General features: G+C 65.4%; 13 protein-coding genes. 6 read left to right on the top strand and 7 right to left on the bottom strand.

The genetic code is table 11. From position 1 onward, the window contains the following. Positions 1-94: 94 nt before the first annotated feature. The 3 genes from ACVWW6_RS37125 to ACVWW6_RS37115 are packed head-to-tail and all read left to right on the top strand — an operon-like array spanning position 95 to position 5,878. Complete coding sequence (locus ACVWW6_RS37125) at positions 95-880, top strand: ImuA family protein (protein WP_456682498.1); 786 nt, start codon at positions 95-97, stop codon at positions 878-880. Next, complete coding sequence (locus tag ACVWW6_RS37120) at positions 780-2,429, top strand: Y-family DNA polymerase (protein WP_161535796.1); 1,650 nt, start codon at positions 780-782, stop codon at positions 2,427-2,429. The genes ACVWW6_RS37125 and ACVWW6_RS37120 overlap by 101 nt, the downstream gene beginning before the upstream one ends. Continuing rightward, on the top strand, positions 2,426-5,878 hold the full coding sequence (locus ACVWW6_RS37115) for an error-prone DNA polymerase (protein ID WP_456682497.1): 3,453 nt from the start codon (positions 2,426-2,428) through the stop codon (positions 5,876-5,878). The genes ACVWW6_RS37120 and ACVWW6_RS37115 overlap by 4 nt, the downstream gene beginning before the upstream one ends. A 251-nt stretch (positions 5,879-6,129) precedes the next feature. On the opposite strand, the gene ACVWW6_RS37110 is transcribed toward ACVWW6_RS37115, so the two are convergent. Both ACVWW6_RS37110 and ACVWW6_RS37105 read right to left on the bottom strand, forming a co-directional pair. Continuing rightward, positions 6,130-6,900, bottom strand: a complete 771-nt coding sequence (locus tag ACVWW6_RS37110; RefSeq protein ID WP_038965747.1) for an SDR family NAD(P)-dependent oxidoreductase — start codon at positions 6,898-6,900, stop codon at positions 6,130-6,132. 215 nt (positions 6,901-7,115) lie between these two features. Beyond that, positions 7,116-7,403, bottom strand: a complete 288-nt coding sequence (locus tag ACVWW6_RS37105) for a hypothetical protein (RefSeq protein WP_028172312.1) — start codon at positions 7,401-7,403, stop codon at positions 7,116-7,118. A gap of 121 nt (positions 7,404-7,524) precedes the next feature. On the opposite strand from ACVWW6_RS37105, the gene ACVWW6_RS37100 reads away from it, so the two are divergent. The 3 genes from ACVWW6_RS37100 to ACVWW6_RS37090 all read left to right on the top strand — a co-directional run bounded on the left by ACVWW6_RS37100 (position 7,525) and on the right by ACVWW6_RS37090 (position 13,490). Beyond that, positions 7,525-8,925, top strand: coding sequence for a CoA transferase (locus ACVWW6_RS37100; protein ID WP_456682496.1), 1,401 nt, complete (start codon positions 7,525-7,527; stop codon positions 8,923-8,925). A gap of 165 nt (positions 8,926-9,090) precedes the next feature. Next, complete coding sequence (locus ACVWW6_RS37095; RefSeq protein ID WP_028172310.1) at positions 9,091-10,335, top strand: efflux RND transporter periplasmic adaptor subunit; 1,245 nt, start codon at positions 9,091-9,093, stop codon at positions 10,333-10,335. 38 nt (positions 10,336-10,373) lie between these two features. Further along, entirely contained in the window at positions 10,374-13,490 is a 3,117-nt protein-coding gene (locus ACVWW6_RS37090; RefSeq protein WP_028172309.1) for an efflux RND transporter permease subunit, read from the top strand. A 20-nt stretch (positions 13,491-13,510) separates the two neighbouring features. Here ACVWW6_RS37090 and ACVWW6_RS37085 read toward each other — a convergent pair whose 3' ends face one another. The 5 genes from ACVWW6_RS37085 to ACVWW6_RS37065 all read right to left on the bottom strand — a co-directional run bounded on the left by ACVWW6_RS37085 (position 13,511) and on the right by ACVWW6_RS37065 (position 18,404). After that, positions 13,511-14,473, bottom strand: a complete 963-nt coding sequence (locus tag ACVWW6_RS37085; RefSeq protein WP_456682495.1) for an amidohydrolase family protein — start codon at positions 14,471-14,473, stop codon at positions 13,511-13,513. A 51-nt stretch (positions 14,474-14,524) separates the two neighbouring features. Next, a complete protein-coding gene (locus ACVWW6_RS37080; protein ID WP_456682494.1) occupies positions 14,525-15,082 on the bottom strand; it encodes a hypothetical protein in 558 nt (185 codons plus the stop codon). A 23-nt stretch (positions 15,083-15,105) separates the two neighbouring features. Further along, a complete protein-coding gene (locus ACVWW6_RS37075; RefSeq protein ID WP_028172306.1) occupies positions 15,106-16,536 on the bottom strand; it encodes a TolC family outer membrane protein in 1,431 nt (476 codons plus the stop codon). 187 nt (positions 16,537-16,723) lie between these two features. Next, a complete protein-coding gene (locus ACVWW6_RS37070) occupies positions 16,724-17,503 on the bottom strand; it encodes an enoyl-CoA hydratase (protein WP_456682493.1) in 780 nt (259 codons plus the stop codon). Positions 17,504-17,711: 208 nt separating this feature from the next. Next, positions 17,712-18,404, bottom strand: coding sequence for a hypothetical protein (locus tag ACVWW6_RS37065; RefSeq protein WP_060911156.1), 693 nt, complete (start codon positions 18,402-18,404; stop codon positions 17,712-17,714). Between the last annotated feature and the right edge of the window lie 38 nt (positions 18,405-18,442).

Here is an 18,442-nt window from a genome sequence, read left to right as displayed (position 1 = left end):
TAGCTTTATATTAGAACATATCATGAACAAATGAGCCAGCCGCTGGTTCTCTTTTTGAGAGCCACCGGCAATCACCTCTGAAGGAGCGGCGTATATGAGCGGCGCACGCACAAGCGCGCTTGCGACCTTGCGCAGCCAGATCGAGCGCATCGAGACGGCGGAGGTCGTGCATCAGCATGATCGCGTCGCGCTTGGCCACGGCGAGGTCGACAGCGCGCTGAAGGGCGGGCTCGCGCGCGCGGCGATCCACGAGGTGTTTTGCGAGGGGCGCCAGGGCGCCGCCGCGACCGGGTTTGTCATGGGCGTTGCGGGACGCGTGACCGCGCGCCGGCCGCTGTTGTGGGTGCGGCAGGATTTTTCGGAACTGGAAGCCGGCGCGCTGTCGATGAGCGGGCTCGCCGAGCTCGGCCTCGACCCGCGCCGCGTGGTGATGGTGCGCGCGGCCGATGTGGAGGGTGCGCTGCGCACTTCGGCCGATGCACTGGCCTGCGATGCGCTCGGCGCGGTCGTGCTCGAGCTCTGGGGCGAGACGCGGCAATTCGATCTCGTGGCGAGCCGCAAGCTGACGCTGGCCGCGCAAGGCTCCGGCGTCACCGGCCTGCTGTTGCGGATGGCCGCGCAGCCGCTGCCCTCGACTGCCGAGACCAGATGGATGCTGCGCGCGGCGCATTCGCCGCCGGGCACGATGTGGAATGCCTGGGGCGCGCCGCGCTTCGATGCCGAGCTGTTGCGCAATCGTCATGGCCCGTGCGGCCGGTGGATCATGGAATGGAAATGTGATGAGTGCCAGTTCAGTGAACCGTCGACGTATTCTCAGCTTGTGGCTGCCGCGCCTGCCCATCGACCGGATCCAGCGGTTCTTCAACGGCGGGCTGGGTAAGACCAAAGCGTTTTCGAGCGAAGTGGGTACCGGTTCGCGTGAAGAAAACGCGTCAAAACAAAAAGACGAGCCCAGCATCGTCGTCATCAAAGAGACCAATGCGCTGGTGATCCATGCGCTTGACGATGCGGCGTCGCGGCTGGGCCTGCATATCGGCCAGCCCCTGGCCAATGCGCGGGCGATGTGCCCGGACTTGCGGGTGTTCGATGCCGATGTCGTCGCCGATGCGAAGACGCTGAGCGACATCGCCGACTGGTGCGACCGTTTCACGCCGCTGGTGGCGCTCGATCCGCCGCACGGGCTGTTCCTTGATATCACCGGCTGCGCGCATCTGTTCGGCGGCGAAGCCGCGCTGTTGCAGACGCTCATTCGCGCGCTCGGCCGACAAGGCTTTGCCGTCAGCGCGGCGATTGCCGGCACCTCGGTCTGCGCGCGGACGCTGACGCGCCAGGTCACAGGCACCATCGTCGTCGATGGCGGGGAGGCGGAGGCGATCAGCCGGCTGCCGGTGTCCGCGCTCGGCGCGGGCGAGGCCATCACCACCGGCCTGCGCCGTGCCGGCCTGAAGACCATCGGCGATGTCGCATCGCGCGGCGCCCACGAGATCACGGCGCGGTTCGGCGCGCGGTTCTCCACGCTGCTCGCGCATGCGCTGGGGCAGGGCGATGCGCCGATCAATCCGCGAAAGCCGCTGCCTGACTACATCGTAGAGAAGCGCTTTGCCGAGCCGATCGCGACCGACACGATGATCGCGATGACGCTGTCGCGGCTCGCCGACACGTTGATCGCGTCCATGGAGAAGCAGGGCAAGGGCGCGCGGCGGCTGGAAGCCGCCTTCTTCCGCACCGACGGCGTGGTGCGGGCGATCATGGTCGAGACCGGACGGCCGGTGACGCGAAGCGCCGTCATCGACCGCCTGTTCCGCGAGCGGCTCGATGCGCTCGCCGATCCCCTCGATCCCGGCTTCGGCTTCGACATGGTGCGGCTGTCGGCGAGCCGCACCGAGATCGTGGTGCAGGAGCAGCGCGATCTCGACGCCCATGTCCACGACAATGACGAGCTCGCCGCGCTGATCGACCGCATCGCGGCGCGGATCGGCGGAAAGCGCGTCGTCGTGCACCTGCCGCAGGACACGCATGTCCCTGAATGTGCGGTGCTGGCCGCGCCGGCGCAGCATCACCTTGCCGCCGCCATGCAGGCCGAATGGCCGGCGCGCGCCGAGGGCGAGCCGCCGCTGCGCCCCCTGCGGCTGTTCGACAAGCCGGAGCCGGTCACAGTGCCGTTCGCGACCGTGCCGGATGGTCCGCCGCATCAATTCACCTGGCGGCGCGCGAAACACGCGGTGGTGCGGGTGGAAGGGCCCGAGCGCATCGCGATGGAATGGTGGCGTCAGGACGGCAAGCAGTTGACGCGGGATTATTTCCGCATCGAGGATGCCGAAGGCCTGCGCTTCTGGATTTTTCGCGACGGTCTTTACGAGGGAGAGGTGTTCGACGCCGACGGCAAGCCCGCTCCTCCCAACTGGTATGTGCACGGTCTCTTCGCATGAACACGCCTGCTTATGCCGAGATCGGCATCACCACCAATTTCTCCTTCCTGCGGGGCGGTTCGGATCCGCGGGCCTATGTGCACCAGGCGAGCATCCTCGGCATCTCCGCGATCGGCATCGCCGATCACAACACGCTGGCCGGCGTGGTGCGGGCCTACAAGGAGCTCGACAATGACAAGGTGCTGCACAAGCCGAAGCTGCTGATCGGCGCGCGCATCGTCTTCATCGACGGCACGCCCGACATTCTTGTCTATCCGCGCGACCGTGCGGCCTATGGCCGGCTCTGCCAGCTCCTGACCCGGGGCAAGCGTGGCGACGACGTCACGCGGATCGAGAAGGGCGAATGCCGTCTCACCTTCTCCGATCTCCTCGCGTTTTCGGAAGGCCAGCTCCTGGTCTTGACCCTGCCGCATCGCTTCGAGCCAGCGCAGGCGCTGGATGTCCTTGCAAAGCTCAAAGCGACCCGCGCCGAGGGCGTGTGGCTGGCGGCGAGCCTGGTCCATCGCGGCGATGACCGACGCCGCCTGGCGCGGCTCGACGATCTCGCGACGACGGCAAAGGTGCAGTTGCTCGCGACCAACGAGGTGCTCTATCACGATCCTGCGCGCCGTCCCCTCCAGGACGTGCTCACCTGCATCCGGGAAAAGACCACGATCGAGGCGGTCGGACGAAAGCTCGAGGCCAATGCCGAGCGCTTTCTCAAAACTCCGCGCGAAATGTCGCGGCTGTTCCGTGACTTCCCCGACGCGATCGCGGAGACCATGCGCTTTGCGAACAAGATCGACTTCTCGCTCGACCAGCTTAGATATCAATACCCGGACGAGCCGGTGCCGCCGGGCAAGACCGCGCAAGGGCATCTGGAGGACCTGACCTGGGCGGGCGTCGATAAATATTTCGCCGGCAAGATCGATGACAAGCTGCGTGCTACGCTCAAGAAAGAGCTCGCGCTGATCGCCGAGCTGAAATACGCGCACTATTTCCTCACCGTGCACGACATCGTCCATTATGCGCGCAGCCAGAACATCCTGTGCCAGGGGCGGGGATCGGCGGCGAATTCAGCGGTGTGCTACGTGCTCGGCATCACCTCGGTCGACCCGACCAAGGTCGATCTCTTGTTCGAGCGCTTCATCTCCAAGGAGCGGCTGGAGCCGCCCGACATCGACGTCGATTTCGAGCATTCGCGGCGCGAGGAGGTGATGCAATATGTCTATCGCCGCTATGGCCGTCACCGCGCCGCGATCATCGCCACGATCATCCATTATCGTCCGCGCAGCGCCATCCGCGACGTCGGCAAGGCGCTGGGCCTGACCGAGGACGTCACCGCCGCGCTCGCCGACACCGTCTGGGGAAGCTGGGGCAGTGGCCTCAACGACATGCAGGTGAAGCAGGCCGGGCTCGATCCGCAAAACCCCATGATCAACCTCGCGGTCGAGCTTGCGACCGAGCTGATCGAATTCCCGCGCCATCTCTCCCAGCATGTCGGCGGCTATGTGCTCACCCAGGACCGGCTCGATACCTATGTGCCGATCGGCAACGCCGCGATGGACGACCGCACCTTCATCGAATGGGACAAGGACGACGTCGACGCGCTCAACATGATGAAGGTCGACGTGCTTGCGCTGGGCATGCTGACCTGCATCCGCAAATGTTTTGACTTGATCGACCAGCACAAGGGCGAGCGCTGGGTTCTGGCGAGCGTTCCGCAGGACGATCCCAAGGTCTACGACATGCTGTGTGACGGGGAGTCGCTCGGCGTGTTCCAGGTCGAGAGCCGCGCCCAGATGAACATGCTGCCGCGCCTGAAGCCGCGGACCTTCTACGACCTCGTGATCGAGGTCGCGATCGTGCGGCCGGGGCCGATCCAGGGCGACATGGTGCATCCGTATTTGCGGCGACGGAACGGCCAGGAGAAGGTGAACTATCCTTCGCCATCACCCGAGCATGGTCCCGCGGACGAGCTCTACAAGGTGCTGCACAAGACGAAGGGCGTGCCGCTGTTCCAGGAGCAGGCAATGCGCATCGCGATCGAGGCGGCCAAATTCACCTCCGAGGAGGCCAACGGCCTGCGCCGCTCGATGGCGACCTTCCGCAATGTCGGCACCATCGGCAAATACGAAGACAAGCTGATCGGCAACATGGTCGCGCGCGGCTACGATCCCAACTTCGCCAGAAGCTGCTTCGACCAGATCAAGGGTTTTGGTTCCTACGGTTTTCCGGAGAGCCACGCCGCGAGTTTTGCGCAGCTCGTCTACATTTCGTCATGGCTGAAATATCATTATCCCGATGCGTTCTGCTGCGGCCTCTTGAACTCGCAGCCGATGGGCTTCTACGCGCCGGCGCAGATCGTCGGCGATGCCCGCAAGAACGGCGTCGAGGTGCGCGACATCGACGTGTCCTACAGCTTTGCGCAGAACACGCTGGAGCAGGGGAGCAGCAAATACTGCGCGGTACGCCTCGGCTTCCGCCAGATCGACGGTTTCCATTGGTTGGACGAGGATGAGGAGCGCCTGAAACACTCCCAGCTGTCATTCCGGGGCGACGCGTCAGCGTCGAGCCCGGAATCCATAACCACGATCGGGAGTATGGATTCCGGGCTCGCGCCAAGAGGCGCGCCCCGGAATGACGGCGGAGCGTTAGACTGGGCCGACCGCATCGTCGCCGCCCGCAATCGCTGTCCCTTCACCTCGCTCGAAGACTTTGCCCGCGATACCGGCCTGCCCAAGCGCGCGCTGATCCTGCTGGCGGATGCCGATGCGTTCCGCTCGCTCGGGCTCGATCGCCGCGAGGCGCTGTGGCAGGTGCGGCGGCTGCCAGATGACGTGCCGTTGCCGCTGTTCGAGGCCGCCACCGCCCGTGAGCAGCCCGACGAGCATGCAAAGCCATTGCCCTTGATGCCGCGCCCCGAGCAGGTGGTCGCGGACTACCAGACCATCCGGCTATCGCTGAAGGGCCACCCGATGGAATTCCTGCGCGAGATGTTTTCGCGCGAGCGCGTCGTCGCCTGCAAGGACGTCAATCATCAGAACGAGCGGCGGCGCGTCCGCTGCGCCGGCGTGGTGCTGGTCCGGCAGCGGCCGGGCAGCGCCAGCGGCGTCGTGTTCATGACGCTGGAGGACGAAACCGGCATCGCCAATGTCGTGGTGTGGCCCAAGATCATGGAGCAGTACCGCAAGGAGGTGATGGGCGCGCGCCTCATCCTGGTCGAGGGCTATATCCAGAGCAGCCCCGAGAAGGTGACGCATCTCATCGCCCAGCGCATGGTCGACCGCTCGCACGATCTGATTGGACTGGCCAACGATGCCTTGACCCGCAGGCATCCGGTGCCATCAGGCGCCGCCCTGATCGAGCCGCTCAACGACGACCGCCGCGACCACGCGGATGCCCCGGCACAGAAAATCCGCCACCCCCGCAACGTCCGCATCCTGCCGCCGTCGCGGGATTTTCATTGAGGTTGTTGCGCGGGATGCTGCCACGCCGTCATTGCGAGCGTAGCGAAGCAATCCAGACTGTTGCCGCGGAAAGATTCTGGATTGCTTCGCTGCGCTCGCAATGACGAGTTTGTTGAAGCGATCGCGCCTCACTCTCAGTCGTCATACCCCGCAAAGGCGGGGTATCCAGTACGCCGCGGCCTCTCGGTTCTAGCCGCACTGTCTCTGGAATACTGGACCGCCCGCCTTCGCAGGCGATGACAGCGTGCCCCTCAAAAATTCACCCGGTTCGAGATCGCCCCGTCCACGACCAGATTCGATCCCGTGGTGAACCCCGACACCGGGCTGGCCAGAAACACCGCCGCGCTTGCGATCTCCTGCGGCGTCGCCATGCGGCCGGTAGGGTTGCGCTTCATCGCATCCTTGTAGCGCTCGGGCATGTTCTGCTCGATCGTGTTCCAGACGCCGCCCTTGAAATAGACGGTGCCGGGCGAGACCACGTTGACGCGGATCTTCTTCTTCGCATATTGCCGCGCCAGCCCCTTGGCCATGTGGATCAGCGCCGCCTTGATCGGGCCGTAGGAGCTCGCGAGATCGGCCTGTGCCGCCGAGATCGAGGCGATGATGACGAAGGCTGCGTCGCCGCTTGTCTCGCCGCTCGCCTCGAGGAACGGTCGCGCGGCATCGAACGCATGCACGGCGCCGAGCACGTCGAGCCGGAAGTTCTGCTCCCAGGACGCTGCATCCTGACCTTGCGCCATCGCGCCGGCATTGGAGAACAGCATGTCGATGCCGCCGAGCTCCTTTGCAGCGCCCTCGACCCAGGACTTCAACGCCGCGCCGTCGGTGACGTCGACCGGGCTGCCGGTGGCGCGGATGCCGCTCGTCTTCAGCTCAGTGACGGTGGCGGCAACCTGATCCGCATTGCGCGCGCACACCGCGACATTGGCGCCTTCGCCGGCCAGCGTCGCCGCAATCGCCCGCCCGATGCCGCGCGTGCCGCCGAGCACGATGGCGTTCTTTCCCTTGAGACCGAGATCCATTGTTTTGTCTTCCTTGTTGTTGGTCGCGAACGAAGCGCAGTGCCTCCTCCAATGTCGTCCTGGCGAAAGCCAGGACCCATTACCACGAACTTGCGCTGCTGTGCGATGTTGTGGCCAAGACGTGCTGTAACAACATTCGACCGGGGTAATGGGTCCTGGCTTTCGCCAGGACGACACCGAGCGTGTGGTTAGTTGCTTCGCCTGCGGCGACGACCTCACTCCGGTGCCGCCCCCACCGGCGGGCCGCCGGGCGGGCGGTGCAGGTAAGTCAGCGAGACGTAGGCGCCGGCCCAGGAGCCGAGCGCCGCGAAAGCGACATAGAAGGCGTTTTCGGTGTAGCTGATCACCGCGTAGGAGGAGAGCAGGTACCAGACCGCGCTCCAGTTCGCCGCCGGCACGCGCTTGCGCGCGATCACGGCGGAGGTGAACATGACATAGACCGCGTCGGTGGCCGCCGTTGCGATGAACACGGCGCCGGCGGTAAGGGGATCGATGGCGGCCATTGCATTCCTTTCTGCGATCATGACATGGTCGCGAAAAGTACAGCATGATCCTGAAAAGTGCGCAGCGGTTTTCCGGAAGGATCGTACGCAAAACAACAACCCGAAAGGGAGAGAAGCGGCCATGCAAAGCCCTGCCGATATTCTCGAGGGCATCTGGACCTCCGCCGGCGGCGATAAGGCCGCGCTTGCACGCGTGCGACTGACCGGCGAAGAGCCGCAGATCCCGTCCTCGTTTCGTGTCGCTGTCGCCGGCCAAACCACAATCGCTGCCGCGGGCCTTGCTGCCGCCGAAATCTGGCGATTGCGCAGCGGCGAGGTGCAGGACGTCCATGTCGACATGCGCCATGCCGTGGCCGAATGCCGTTCCGAGCGCTATTTGCGGCTCGACGACAAGCCGCCGCCACCGGCCCGGGACGCCATCGCCGGCGTCTACAGCACAGGCGATGGCCGCTTCGTCCGCTGCCACACCAACTTTCCGCATCACCGCGACGCGGTCTGCAAGGTGCTGGCTTGCGAGGCGGAGCGCGAGAAGGTGCAGGCCGCGTTGATGCGGTGGAAGGGCGAGGATTTCGAAACCGCGGCCTACGCTGCCGGCGGCGTCGTTGCCCTGATGCGCTCTCACGACGAGTGGTCCGCACTGCTGCAGGCACGTGCGCTCGCCGAACTGCCGTTGATCTCGATCGAGAAGATCGGCGAGGCCCCGCCAAAGCCGTGGCTTGAAGGCGATCGCCCGCTCGCCGGCCTCCGCGTGCTCGATCTCTCCCGCGTCATCGCGGGCCCCGTCGCCGGCCGTACGCTCGCCGCGCACGGTGCCGATGTGCTCCTGGTCTCGGGGCCTGAGTTGCCCGCCATTCCCTGGCTCACCATCGACACCGGCCGCGGCAAGCTCACCACCTTCATCGAGCTGAAGAGCGAGGCGGGCAGGGCGCAGATGCGTGCGCTGTTGAAGGACGTCGACATCTTCTCGCAAGGCTATCGCCCGCACGCGCTCGCAGCTCTGGGTTTCTCGCCCGAGGAGGCAGCGAAGATCAATCCCGGCATCGTCTACGTGACTCTGTCAGCCTACGGTCATGCCGGACCCTGGGCCGAGCGGCGCGGCTTCGACTCTCTGGTGCAAACCACCACCGGCTTCAACCATGCCGAGGGGAAGGCCGCCGGCATCGACGGTCCCAAGGAATTGCCGGCACAGATACTCGATCACGCCACCGGCTATCTCATGGCGTTCGGCGCGATGATGGCCAGGGCGCGCCAGGCCCGCGAAGGCGGCAGCTGGCACGTGCGCGTGTCGCTGGCGCAGACCGGCCGCTGGTTGTGGAATCTCGGCCGGCTCGACGGCGGACTGGACACCCCGGATCTTACGGGCGAGGCTGTACATGCAGCGTTCATCGAGAGCATGCCATCTGGCTTCGGCACGTTGAAAGCGGTGCGCCATTCGGCGCTGCTGTCGAGAACGCCGGCGCAATGGAGCCGTCCGGCGATGCCGCTCGGCAGTCATCCGGCACAGTGGCCGGTGAGAAGCTGACACTGAGCTTACTTGGCTTACTTGGAGCTGACGCGTCGCAAAATTTTAACGCAAACGGAAAGGTGCCGGGCGTTTTTTAGGTTGTTTGAAATCTGAATTCGGCACTATTAGCGCGACCGATGAGGCAATTGTTTGCCGAGATCGTCGCAGACATGACCGGGCCCCATGGTAGTTGAAAATACCAAGCGATTGCAGGTGCTTACAAAACAGCGGGTGATCTCATCCGTAGTTTTACTGGCACTCGCCGGCGCCGGTGCCTACGGCTTCCTCTATGCGGGGACCAAGGAAAAAAGTCATTCCGAGGTCTCCAGCCAGTCGCGCAGGAACGCGCAGAATTTCACGCCGACCCCGTCCGAATGGGCGACCCTGACGATCGAGCCGGTCAAGGCCAAGACCTTCCGGGCCGAATATGTCACCGAGGGCAAGGTCGCGGTCGACGAGGACCGCTCGACGCCGGTGTTCTCGCCCTATGCGGGCCGGGTCACCAAGCTGCTCGCCAAGCCCGGCGAGATGCTGAAGCAAGGTCAACCGCTGTTCACGATCGAGGCCGCCGACACCGTGCAGGCCCAGAACGATTTCATCGCGGCGATGACCTCGCAGAACAAGGCGAAGTCGGCGATCGATCTTGCCGACATCCAGTTCAAGCGGGCCAAGGATCTCTATGAGGGCCACGCCATTCCGCTGAAGGACTATCAGCAGGCGGAAGCCACCCAGGTCCAGGCGCAGAACGACATGCGCTCCTCGGCGACGGCGCTGGAAGCCGCACGCAACAAGCTGCGGATTCTCGGCTTCACCGACGAAACCATCAAGGCGTTCCAGGACAAGGGCGTCATCGATCGGGAGATCACGATCTACTCGCCGATCTCCGGCACGGTCGTGCAGCGCAAGATCGGCCCGGGCCAGTACGTCAATTCCGGCGCCAGCGATCCGGTCTTCGTGATCGGCGACCTTTCCACGGTCTGGCTCACCGCCTTCGTGCGTGAGAGCGATGCGGCCGCTGTGTGCATCGGGCAGGACATCACCGTCAACGTGATAGCGCTGCCGGGCCGGCCGCTGACCGCCAAGATCAACTACGTCGCCGCCGCGATCGATCCCAGCACCCGCCGTCTGCTGGTTCGCGCCACCATCGACAACAAGGACGGCGTGCTCAAGCCGGAAATGTTCGCCAACGTCACGATCTATTCGGCCGGCGACCGCGCGGCACCTGCGGTGCCGAAACAGGCGTTGATCTATGAAGCCGACAAGGTTCGCATCTGGGTGGCGCGCGAAGACAAGTCGGTCGAGCTGCGCCAGATCAAGATCGGCCTGATCAACGGCAACCTCGTCGAAGTCACGAGCAACCTGCAACCCGGCGAGCAGATCGTCACCAAGGGCAGCCTGTTCATCGACCGCGCGGCGTCCGGCAGCTGATCGACGACCCAAAAACTGAAAACAAACTGAAGACCTGAATGGATCGTCTCGTCGCCCTTGCCGTCAACCGGCGCTACCTGATGGTCGGCATGTTCGTTGCCGTGCTGATCGGCGGCTTGATCGCATTCAACCAGCTCAATATCGAGGCCTATCCCGACCCGACCCCGCCGATGGTCGACATCGTGACGCAGAGCCCGGGCCTGTCGGCCGAGGAAATCGAGCGTTACATCACGATCCCGATCGAGACCCAGGTCGCGGGTCTGAAGAACCTCACGACCATCCGCACCATCTCGCTCTACGGCCTCTCTGACATCAAGCTCCAGTTCTCCTTCGCCTACACCTACGACGAGGCGTTGCAGCAGGTCTTGAACCGCCTGGCGCAGCTCGCGCCGCTGCCGGGCAATGTGCAGCCGCAGATCTCGCCGCTCAGCCCGATCGGCGAGATCTTCCGCTACCGCCTGGTCGGCCCGCCGAACTACAGCGTGCTCGACCTGAAGACGATCCAGGACTGGATCCTCCAGCGCCGCTTCCGCGCCGTGCCGGGCGTCATCGACGTCACCGGGTGGGGCGGCAAGAGCAAGACCTACGAGCTCCAGGTCGATTTCAACAAGCTCGTCGCCAACGGCCTGACGCTGCCGCAACTGCTCCAGGCGGTCGGCAATGCGAACGTCAACGTCGGCGGCAACACCGTCAATATCGGCCAGCAATCGGCCGTGGTGCGCGGCGTCGGCCTGATACGTTCGATCGACGACCTTGCCAACACCATGGTCTCGCAGACCAACGGCAACCCGGTGCTGGTCAAGGACGTCGCCACAGTCACGGTCGGGCAGAGGCCTCGCCTCGGTATTGCCGGCATCGACGATGCCGACGACATCGTGCAGGGCATCGTCCTGATGCGCCGCGGCGAGCAGAGCTCGCCAACCATCAAGCGCGTCCACCAGCTCGTTCAAACCATCAACAACTCCAGCATTCTGCCGCCCGGCGTGCGCATCGAGCGCATCTACGACCGCGGCGACCTGATTGAGCTCACGACCCACACCGTGCTGCACAACATGGTGGTCGGCATTCTGCTGATCGTGCTGTTGCAGTGGATCTTCCTCGGCGACCTGCGCAGCGCGCTGATCGTCGGCGCCACCATTCCGTTCGCGCTGTTCTTCGCGGTGATCATCCTGGTGCTGCGCGGCGAATCGGCGAACCTGCTGTCGGTCGGCGCGATCGATTTCGGCCTGATCGTCGATGCCACCGTCATCATGGTGGAGGCGATCTTCCGCCGCCTGACGCAGACGACGCCGGTGTCCGAATCCGAGCACATGTCGTCCGAGACGCTGTTCGGCATGAAGAGCCACGCCATCCTCAGCGCCGCGGCCGACGTGTCGCGCTCGATCTTCTTCGCCGCCGCCATCATTATCGCGGCCTTCCTGCCGCTGTTCACGCTCTCCGGCGTCGAAGGCAACATCTTCGGACCGATGGCGCGCACCTATGCCTATGCGCTTGCCGGCGGGCTGCTGGCCACCTTCACGGTGACGCCGGCGCTGTCCGCGATCATCCTGCCTGCGCATGTCGAGGAAACCGAGACCAAAGTCATGTTGATCCTGCACCGGATCTACATGCCGGTGCTGCATTGGGCCGTCGCCAATCGCGGCATCATGCTCGGCGGTGCGGTCGGCCTCGTGCTGATGACGGTGGCGCTCAGCCGGCTGCTCGGCCTCGAATTCCTGCCCAAGCTGGAAGAGGGCAATCTCTGGATCCGCGCCACGCTGCCGCCGACCATCTCGCTCCAGGAAGGCAACACCTACGTCAACGAGATGCGCAAGGTGATCCGCGCCCGGCCCGAGGTGGAATCGGTGGTGTCGCAGCATGGCCGTCCCGACGACGGCACCGACGCGGCCGGCTTCTTCAACGCCGAGTTCTTCGCGCCGCTCAAGCCCGTGAGCCAATGGCCCGGCACGCGCGACAAGGAAGAGCTGACCGCGCAACTGCTCAAGCAGCTCGACGACCGCTTCCCCGGCGTCGAGTTCAACTTCTCGCAATATCTTCAGGACAACGTCTCCGAGGCCGTCTCCGGCGTGAAGGGCGAGAACTCGATCAAGCTGTTCGGCAGCGATCTGCAGGCGCTTACCGACACCGCCAACAAGATCAAGCAGGTGCTGTCGACGGTGCAGGGTGTCACCGACCTTGCGGTGTTCACATCGCTCGGTCAGCCGACCATCCAGATCGACATCGACCGCGCCAAGGCCGCGCGCTACGGCCTCGCACCGGGCGACATCAACGCCACCATCAAGGTCGCGATTGGCGGCGACACCGCGGGCGATCTCTACGAGCCCGGAAGCGACCGCCATTTCCCGATCATCGTTCGGCTTGCGCCGGAATACCGCCGGAGCGCGGAGGCGATCCAGAACCTGCGCATCGGCGCGCCGGGGCCGAACGGGACCGTCACGCAGATCCCGTTGAGCGAGGTCGCCACCATCAGCCTCGTCTCGGGCGCGGCCTACATCTACCGCGAGCAGCAGGAGCGCTACCTGCCGATCAAGTTCTCGGTCCGCGAGCGCGATCTCGGCAGCGCGATCCGCGAGGCGCAACAGAAGATCGCCGACCAGGTGCAACTGCCGCCCGGCTCGCACATGGACTGGGTCGGCGAGTTCGGCAATCTCCAGGACGCGATCCGGCGCCTGTCGATCGTGGTGCCGATTTCGCTGGCGCTGATCGGTGTTCTGCTCTGGTTCAATTTCGGCTCGATGACCGACACGCTGCTCGCGATGAGCGTGATCCCGATGGCGATCTTCGGCGGCGTGCTCGGGCTGTTGATCACCGGCACGGCGTTCAGCGTCTCTGCGGCGATCGGCTTCATCGCGCTGTTCGGCATCGCGGTCATGGATGGCATCATCATCCTGTCGCAGTTCAACCAGCTCATCGAGGAAGGCATGGACCGCGTGAGCGCGGTGATCCGCACCGGCGAGCTTCAGCTTCGGCCCGTGCTGATGACCTGCGTCGTCGCCGGCGTCGGCCTCTTGCCCGCTGCCCTGTCGGAGGGCATCGGATCGCAGGTGCAGAAGCCGCTCGCGGTCGTCGTCGTCACCGGCATGATGCTGGCGCCGGTCGTGATCCTGGTGACCTTGCCGGTCCTGATCTCCTTCTTCTCCCGCCGTGCGCGCTGATCGCGGGCGGCCGTCGCGACTCAGAATCCGTAGAGCCGCCCCGGATTGTCGACCAGGATCTTTTTGCGCACATCCGCATCCGGTGCCCACACCGGAAGCTGGTTGAGCAGGCGGCCGTCATCGATCTGGTAGAGAGGCGCGACGTCGGTGGCTTTCCGTCCCTCGACATGACTCGAATCCGGATGCGGCCAGTCGGTGCCCCAGACGATGCGATCCGGATTGGCCTCGATCAGCGCGCGCGCAAAGGGCACCATGTCCTGATAGTCCGGCGCGAGTTTTGACGAGCGATAGGCGCCGGAGATCTTCACATAGGCCTTGCCGGATTTGACGAGCGCGACCAGGTCGGAAAATCCCGGCTGCTCCAGCCCGAGCGAAGCCTCGAGGCCGCCGAAATGATCGAACACCGCGGGCACGGGCGCGGCCAGCACCAGGTCCTTGATCGCCGAGATCATCGGCAGCGTGGTGTAGAGCTGCACGTGCCAGCCGCGCGCCTTCATGCGCTCGACGGCCGCAGTGAAGCGGGCCCGGCCGACATTGGGATCGCTGATGCCGCCGGTCGCAAGGTTGATGCGGATGCCGCGGAAGCCTTCCTGCTGCATCGCGTCGAGCTGCGCTTCGGTCGTCTTGTCGTCGATCACGGCGACCCCGCGCGCGGTCCCGCCACGCGCCTTCATGCCGAACAGAGTGGAGGAGTTGTCGGTGCCGTAGACGCTCGGCGTCACGATCACCACGCGCTCGATATGCAGCGCCTTGTGCAGCGCGGCCATTTCTTCAGGGCTCGCCAGCTCCGGCGTATAGACGCGGCCTGCGAAGAACGGAAACTTTTCGGGATCGCCATGGATGTGGGTGTGGCAGTCGCAGGCATGCGCCGGAACGTCGAAATTGACCGGCGTCGCGGGCTGCGACGCGCGGGCGTGGGCTTTGCTGGTCATGGCTACTCCGGCGGCAAGTGAGGCAAGCAGGACGCTGCGTCGGTCGAGCATGGTTTCTCTCCCTGCTTCGTTATTTGGAGGTTGGACCGGGACAGTATCACATCAGCCCGGCAATCGCTCCGCTTCGCTGCATAGCTGCTCGACAAGGTTCGCAAGCGGGTTTGAGCCGTCAACGCGCACGACCGGGCAGGGCAGGCCCGCGAGCCAGGCCTCATGCTTTGCAAGATTGCGGCCTTCGCGATCACCGGCCTCGTAATGGGAGGCCCATTCGACGAAGGCTTCGGTCTCGTCATGGCGCCAGCCGCCCGGCGCGACCGCCTCAACGCCAAAATGGGCGGCCTCGCGGGCGCGCAATCGCTTCAGCCGGATTTCGCGCGGTGCGGTGACGAAGACGACGAGATCGAACAACGGAGCGAGTTCCTCGCCCCAGCCGGTGACGGATCCGCTGAGCACCCAATCGAGACGCGGCAGAAACATCTCGTGCATCAGGCGCAGGCGCTCTGCGGCGGGGCGCGTCGTCTGGTAGGGTGGCGCGGTCGGCAGCCAGAAATAATCATCGCTGTCGTGATGCGGAAGCGCAAGCCGCCCGGCGAGCGCGCGACCGAGCGTCGTCACGCCGGAGCCCGAAGCTCCCATCAGATGGATGCGGCGGCTCTTCATGGCACCGGGCCAAAAGATTGAAACTACTGCCCTGACGGCGTGCGCAGGCCGTGCCAGGCGTCGCGGACCTGCTGGTAGTGCACCTCCGGCAGGTAGTCCGGCGTGTTCAGGCTCAAGGTCTTGACGTCGAGATGGCCGACGGCGCTGAGCAGCGTGTAGGAGGCGATCACGCGGTCGCGCAGCGCGCCGATCAGACGGGCCTTGGCCTGGATCAGATCGGCCTGCGAGTTCAGCACGTCCACCGTCGTGCGCTGTCCGCCGGCGGCCTCGCGCTGCACGCCCTGGAGCGCGACGGTCGCCGCCTTCACTTCGGACTCGGAGGCCGAGACCGCGATCTTGGCGCCTTCGTTCGCAACCCAGGCGCTGACTGCCGCGGTGCGGGCCTGATTGCGCACCTGGTCGAGCACGAGCCGGCTCTGAGCGGTGATCTCCTTGGCCTGCCGGGTCTGCGCGGCGGCCTGGCCGCCGTCATAGATCGGCGCGGTGACGTTGGCGACGATCGAGGCCTGGTCCTCTGCGAACGTGCCGAGTGTGGGGTCGTTGTTGCGGCTTTTGCTGGCGCTGCCCTGGATGCTGGCGCTCGGCAGCAGGGCGCCTTCCGCGACGCGGATGTTGGTGGAGGCGACATCGACGTCGAAGCCTGCCGCCATCACGGCTGGATGCTGACGGATCGCCATTGTCAGCGCATCCTCGCGGCTCTTCGGCAGATAGCGGTCGACCACTTCGGCGGCCCGAAGCTGCGATGGCGCATTGCCGATCACCTGCGCGTATATTGCCTGGCTCACCGCGAGCGCGACTTCGGCGGCATTGAGGTCGGAGAGCCCGCGGTTGAGACGGGCCTCGGCCTGCGCGGTGTCGGTCGGCGTGACGTCGCCGGCGTTGAGGCGGCGCTGGGTGACGGAAAGCGTCTCGCGCAGGAAGGCGACGTTGGAGCGCTGCGCCTCCACCAGCGACTGATTCGCCAGCACATTGGTGTAGGCGGTGACCGCGTCGAGCAGCACGCCCTGGCCGACATTGCGCAGCGCCTCGCGGCCCGACTGCACCTGGAGCTCGGCGGCCCGCACGTTATTGGCGGTGCGGAAGCCGTTGAACAGGGTCTGCGTCACGGTGACGCCGATGACCCATGGCGTCAGATTGGCGGTCTGGATCGTATTGTTGGGCAACAGGTTGCGCACCGACTGCAAGCCGGCGCTGAGGCTTGCAACGAGTTGCGGCCGGTAGCCGGCGAGCGCCTGCGGCACGTTCTCATCGGTCGCACGCTGCCGCGCGCGCTCGGCATTGAGCTGCGGGTTGGTCTGGTAGGCCTTGGCCAGCGCCTCCGGCAGGGCTTCGGCCCCGGCGGCCGAGGGCAGGGCGCAACAGAGCGCCAGCGCGGTCCATGTCGCAAGCACAGGACCCACGCCCGATCGATGCCGCGTCATCACGCGACCAACTCTGGCGGCACGCCCAATCATGTAATCCCGCTAAACCCCGGCTGTCCGCCCCCGCCGACGGTGGCCTCTTAACTGTTTAACCAGCCGGGGTCCCGCAGGCAAACTGCCGCGGGGAAAACCCCCATGTATTCCGTGCTTGTTGCAGGCGCGTCACAGGGGTTGTGCGGGAAAGCGTCAGAGCCTTACACCGGCCTGACCAGGTGCTGCCTCAGCGGTTCTTGTTCACCGGTTTGCGCTTCTCGATGAACGCGGCCATGCCCTCGGAGCGGTCTTCCAGCGCGAAGGTCGAGTGGAACAGGTTGCGCTCGACGCTCATGCCCTCGGCGAGCGTGGTCTCGAAGGCGCGGTTCACCGCTTCCTTGGCCATGGCGACGGCGGGCCGTGACATCGACGCGATCTTTTCGGCGGCCGCCATCACCTCGTCCATGAGCTTGTCGGCGGGCACGATGCGGCTGACGAGGCCGCTTCGCTCGGCTTCCGCCGCATCCATCATGCGGCCGGTGAGGCAGAGGTCCATCGCCTTGGACTTGCCGATCGCGCGGGTCAGGCGCTGGGTGCCGCCGATGCCGGGAATGGTGCCGAGCGTGATTTCGGGCTGGCCGAACTTGGCGGTGTCGGCGGCGATGATGAAGTCGCACATCATGGCGAGCTCGCAGCCGCCGCCGAGCGCGTAGCCCGCGACAGCGGCGATGGTCGGCTTGCGGCAGCGCGCGACGCGGTCGCCGCCGATCGCGGAGAAATCCTCGGAGAACATGTCGATGAAGCCCTTCGGCTGCATCTCCTTGATGTCGGCGCCAGCGGCAAAGGCTTTCTCGCTGCCGGTCACGACGATGCAGCCGATGGTATCATCGCCCTCGAGATCGTCGACGGCGGCCGCAATCTCGCGGAAGACGCCGAAGGAGAGCGCATTGAGCATCTTCGGCCGGTTCAGCTTGATGATGCCGACCGCGCCTTGGCTTTCGACGATGATGTGTTCGAACGTGCTCATGCTCCACCCACGCTTTTGATTGGGCGGGCAATGTGCCTGCTGCCGCGGTGGGCTTCAAGGGGCCCCGAAAAGCTGCCGGAACAAGGCCGCCCGGGACGCGCAGCAAACTGCGCGTCCCGGGCGAGGTCCGTCGGGCCAAAAGATCAGGCCAAAAGATCAGGCCAAGAACTCAGGCCAAGAAATCAGGCCAAGAAATCAGGCCAAGAAATCAGGCCATGAACATCCGCGCGGCGGAGGCCAGGGTCAGCAGCGTGCCGACGCCGATGAAGATCTTGCCGATCAGGGAGCTCTGGTCCCAGGCCGAGCTCTGGTGGCTGCTCGCCATCACCGGCGCGGGTCGCGGCTGCGCGTCGGTTGCGGCGATCACCGCGTTCTGCTTCTGCGCCGGCGGGCTGTCCTGTTGCAGGGCGCGGTCGAGATCGTTGAGCTGGTCGGGCGCCACCACCTGGCTCTCGGCGTTCGGGGCGGCGGTATTATCGGCCGCTGCCTGGACGTTGTCGTTGGCGCGGTCCGTCATCGCGGAGGCCGCAGCCGCGGGCGGCGTATCGGCGGCGGCGAGCTGAGCCTTAGCGTTGGCGACCTCCGGCGGCATCTGGCTCGAGGCCGGCACATCGCCACCAGCCTTGTTGTCGGCCTTGCTGTCAGCCCTGGCCGCGTCGGACTTTGCCGCAGCGTCCGTCTTGCCGGCCTTGTCGTCGGAGGACTTCTGCGCCGTCTTGCTGCTGGTGCGGCGCGCAGAGTGACGCCGGTGCTTGCTCGGCTGGACTGCATCAGCCTGTTTGCCTGCGCTGTCCGATGGGCTGCTCGCAGCCGAACTCGGCGCCGCCTGTGCAGCGCCTCCGAACAGCAGGAAAAGCCCGGCCAAAAGAATCAGGGCAGCGCGCCCGCTGGCTTTGATCATGTTGACGATCTCCCCAATCCACCCATGCCCGGACCGAA

This window comes from Bradyrhizobium sp. USDA 3311, assembly GCF_054062495.1.
The sequence above is the reverse complement of the archived record's forward strand: the minus strand, read 5'-3'. Positions and strand labels throughout refer to the sequence as shown.

Coding starts and splice junctions, on each gene's coding strand:
- ACVWW6_RS37125 (WP_456682498.1), top strand. CDS start 95: ATGAGCGGCGCACGCACAAGCGCGCTTGCGACCTTGCGCAGCCAGATC.
- ACVWW6_RS37120 (WP_161535796.1), top strand. CDS start 780: ATGAGTGCCAGTTCAGTGAACCGTCGACGTATTCTCAGCTTGTGGCTG.
- ACVWW6_RS37115 (WP_456682497.1), top strand. CDS start 2,426: ATGAACACGCCTGCTTATGCCGAGATCGGCATCACCACCAATTTCTCC.
- ACVWW6_RS37110 (WP_038965747.1), bottom strand. CDS start 6,900: ATGGATCTCGGTCTCAAGGGAAAGAACGCCATCGTGCTCGGCGGCACG.
- ACVWW6_RS37105 (WP_028172312.1), bottom strand. CDS start 7,403: ATGGCCGCCATCGATCCCCTTACCGCCGGCGCCGTGTTCATCGCAACG.
- ACVWW6_RS37100 (WP_456682496.1), top strand. CDS start 7,525: ATGCAAAGCCCTGCCGATATTCTCGAGGGCATCTGGACCTCCGCCGGC.
- ACVWW6_RS37095 (WP_028172310.1), top strand. CDS start 9,091: ATGGTAGTTGAAAATACCAAGCGATTGCAGGTGCTTACAAAACAGCGG.
- ACVWW6_RS37090 (WP_028172309.1), top strand. CDS start 10,374: ATGGATCGTCTCGTCGCCCTTGCCGTCAACCGGCGCTACCTGATGGTC.
- ACVWW6_RS37085 (WP_456682495.1), bottom strand. CDS start 14,473: ATGCTCGACCGACGCAGCGTCCTGCTTGCCTCACTTGCCGCCGGAGTA.
- ACVWW6_RS37080 (WP_456682494.1), bottom strand. CDS start 15,082: ATGAAGAGCCGCCGCATCCATCTGATGGGAGCTTCGGGCTCCGGCGTG.
- ACVWW6_RS37075 (WP_028172306.1), bottom strand. CDS start 16,536: ATGATTGGGCGTGCCGCCAGAGTTGGTCGCGTGATGACGCGGCATCGA.
- ACVWW6_RS37070 (WP_456682493.1), bottom strand. CDS start 17,503: ATGAGCACGTTCGAACACATCATCGTCGAAAGCCAAGGCGCGGTCGGC.
- ACVWW6_RS37065 (WP_060911156.1), bottom strand. CDS start 18,404: ATGATCAAAGCCAGCGGGCGCGCTGCCCTGATTCTTTTGGCCGGGCTT.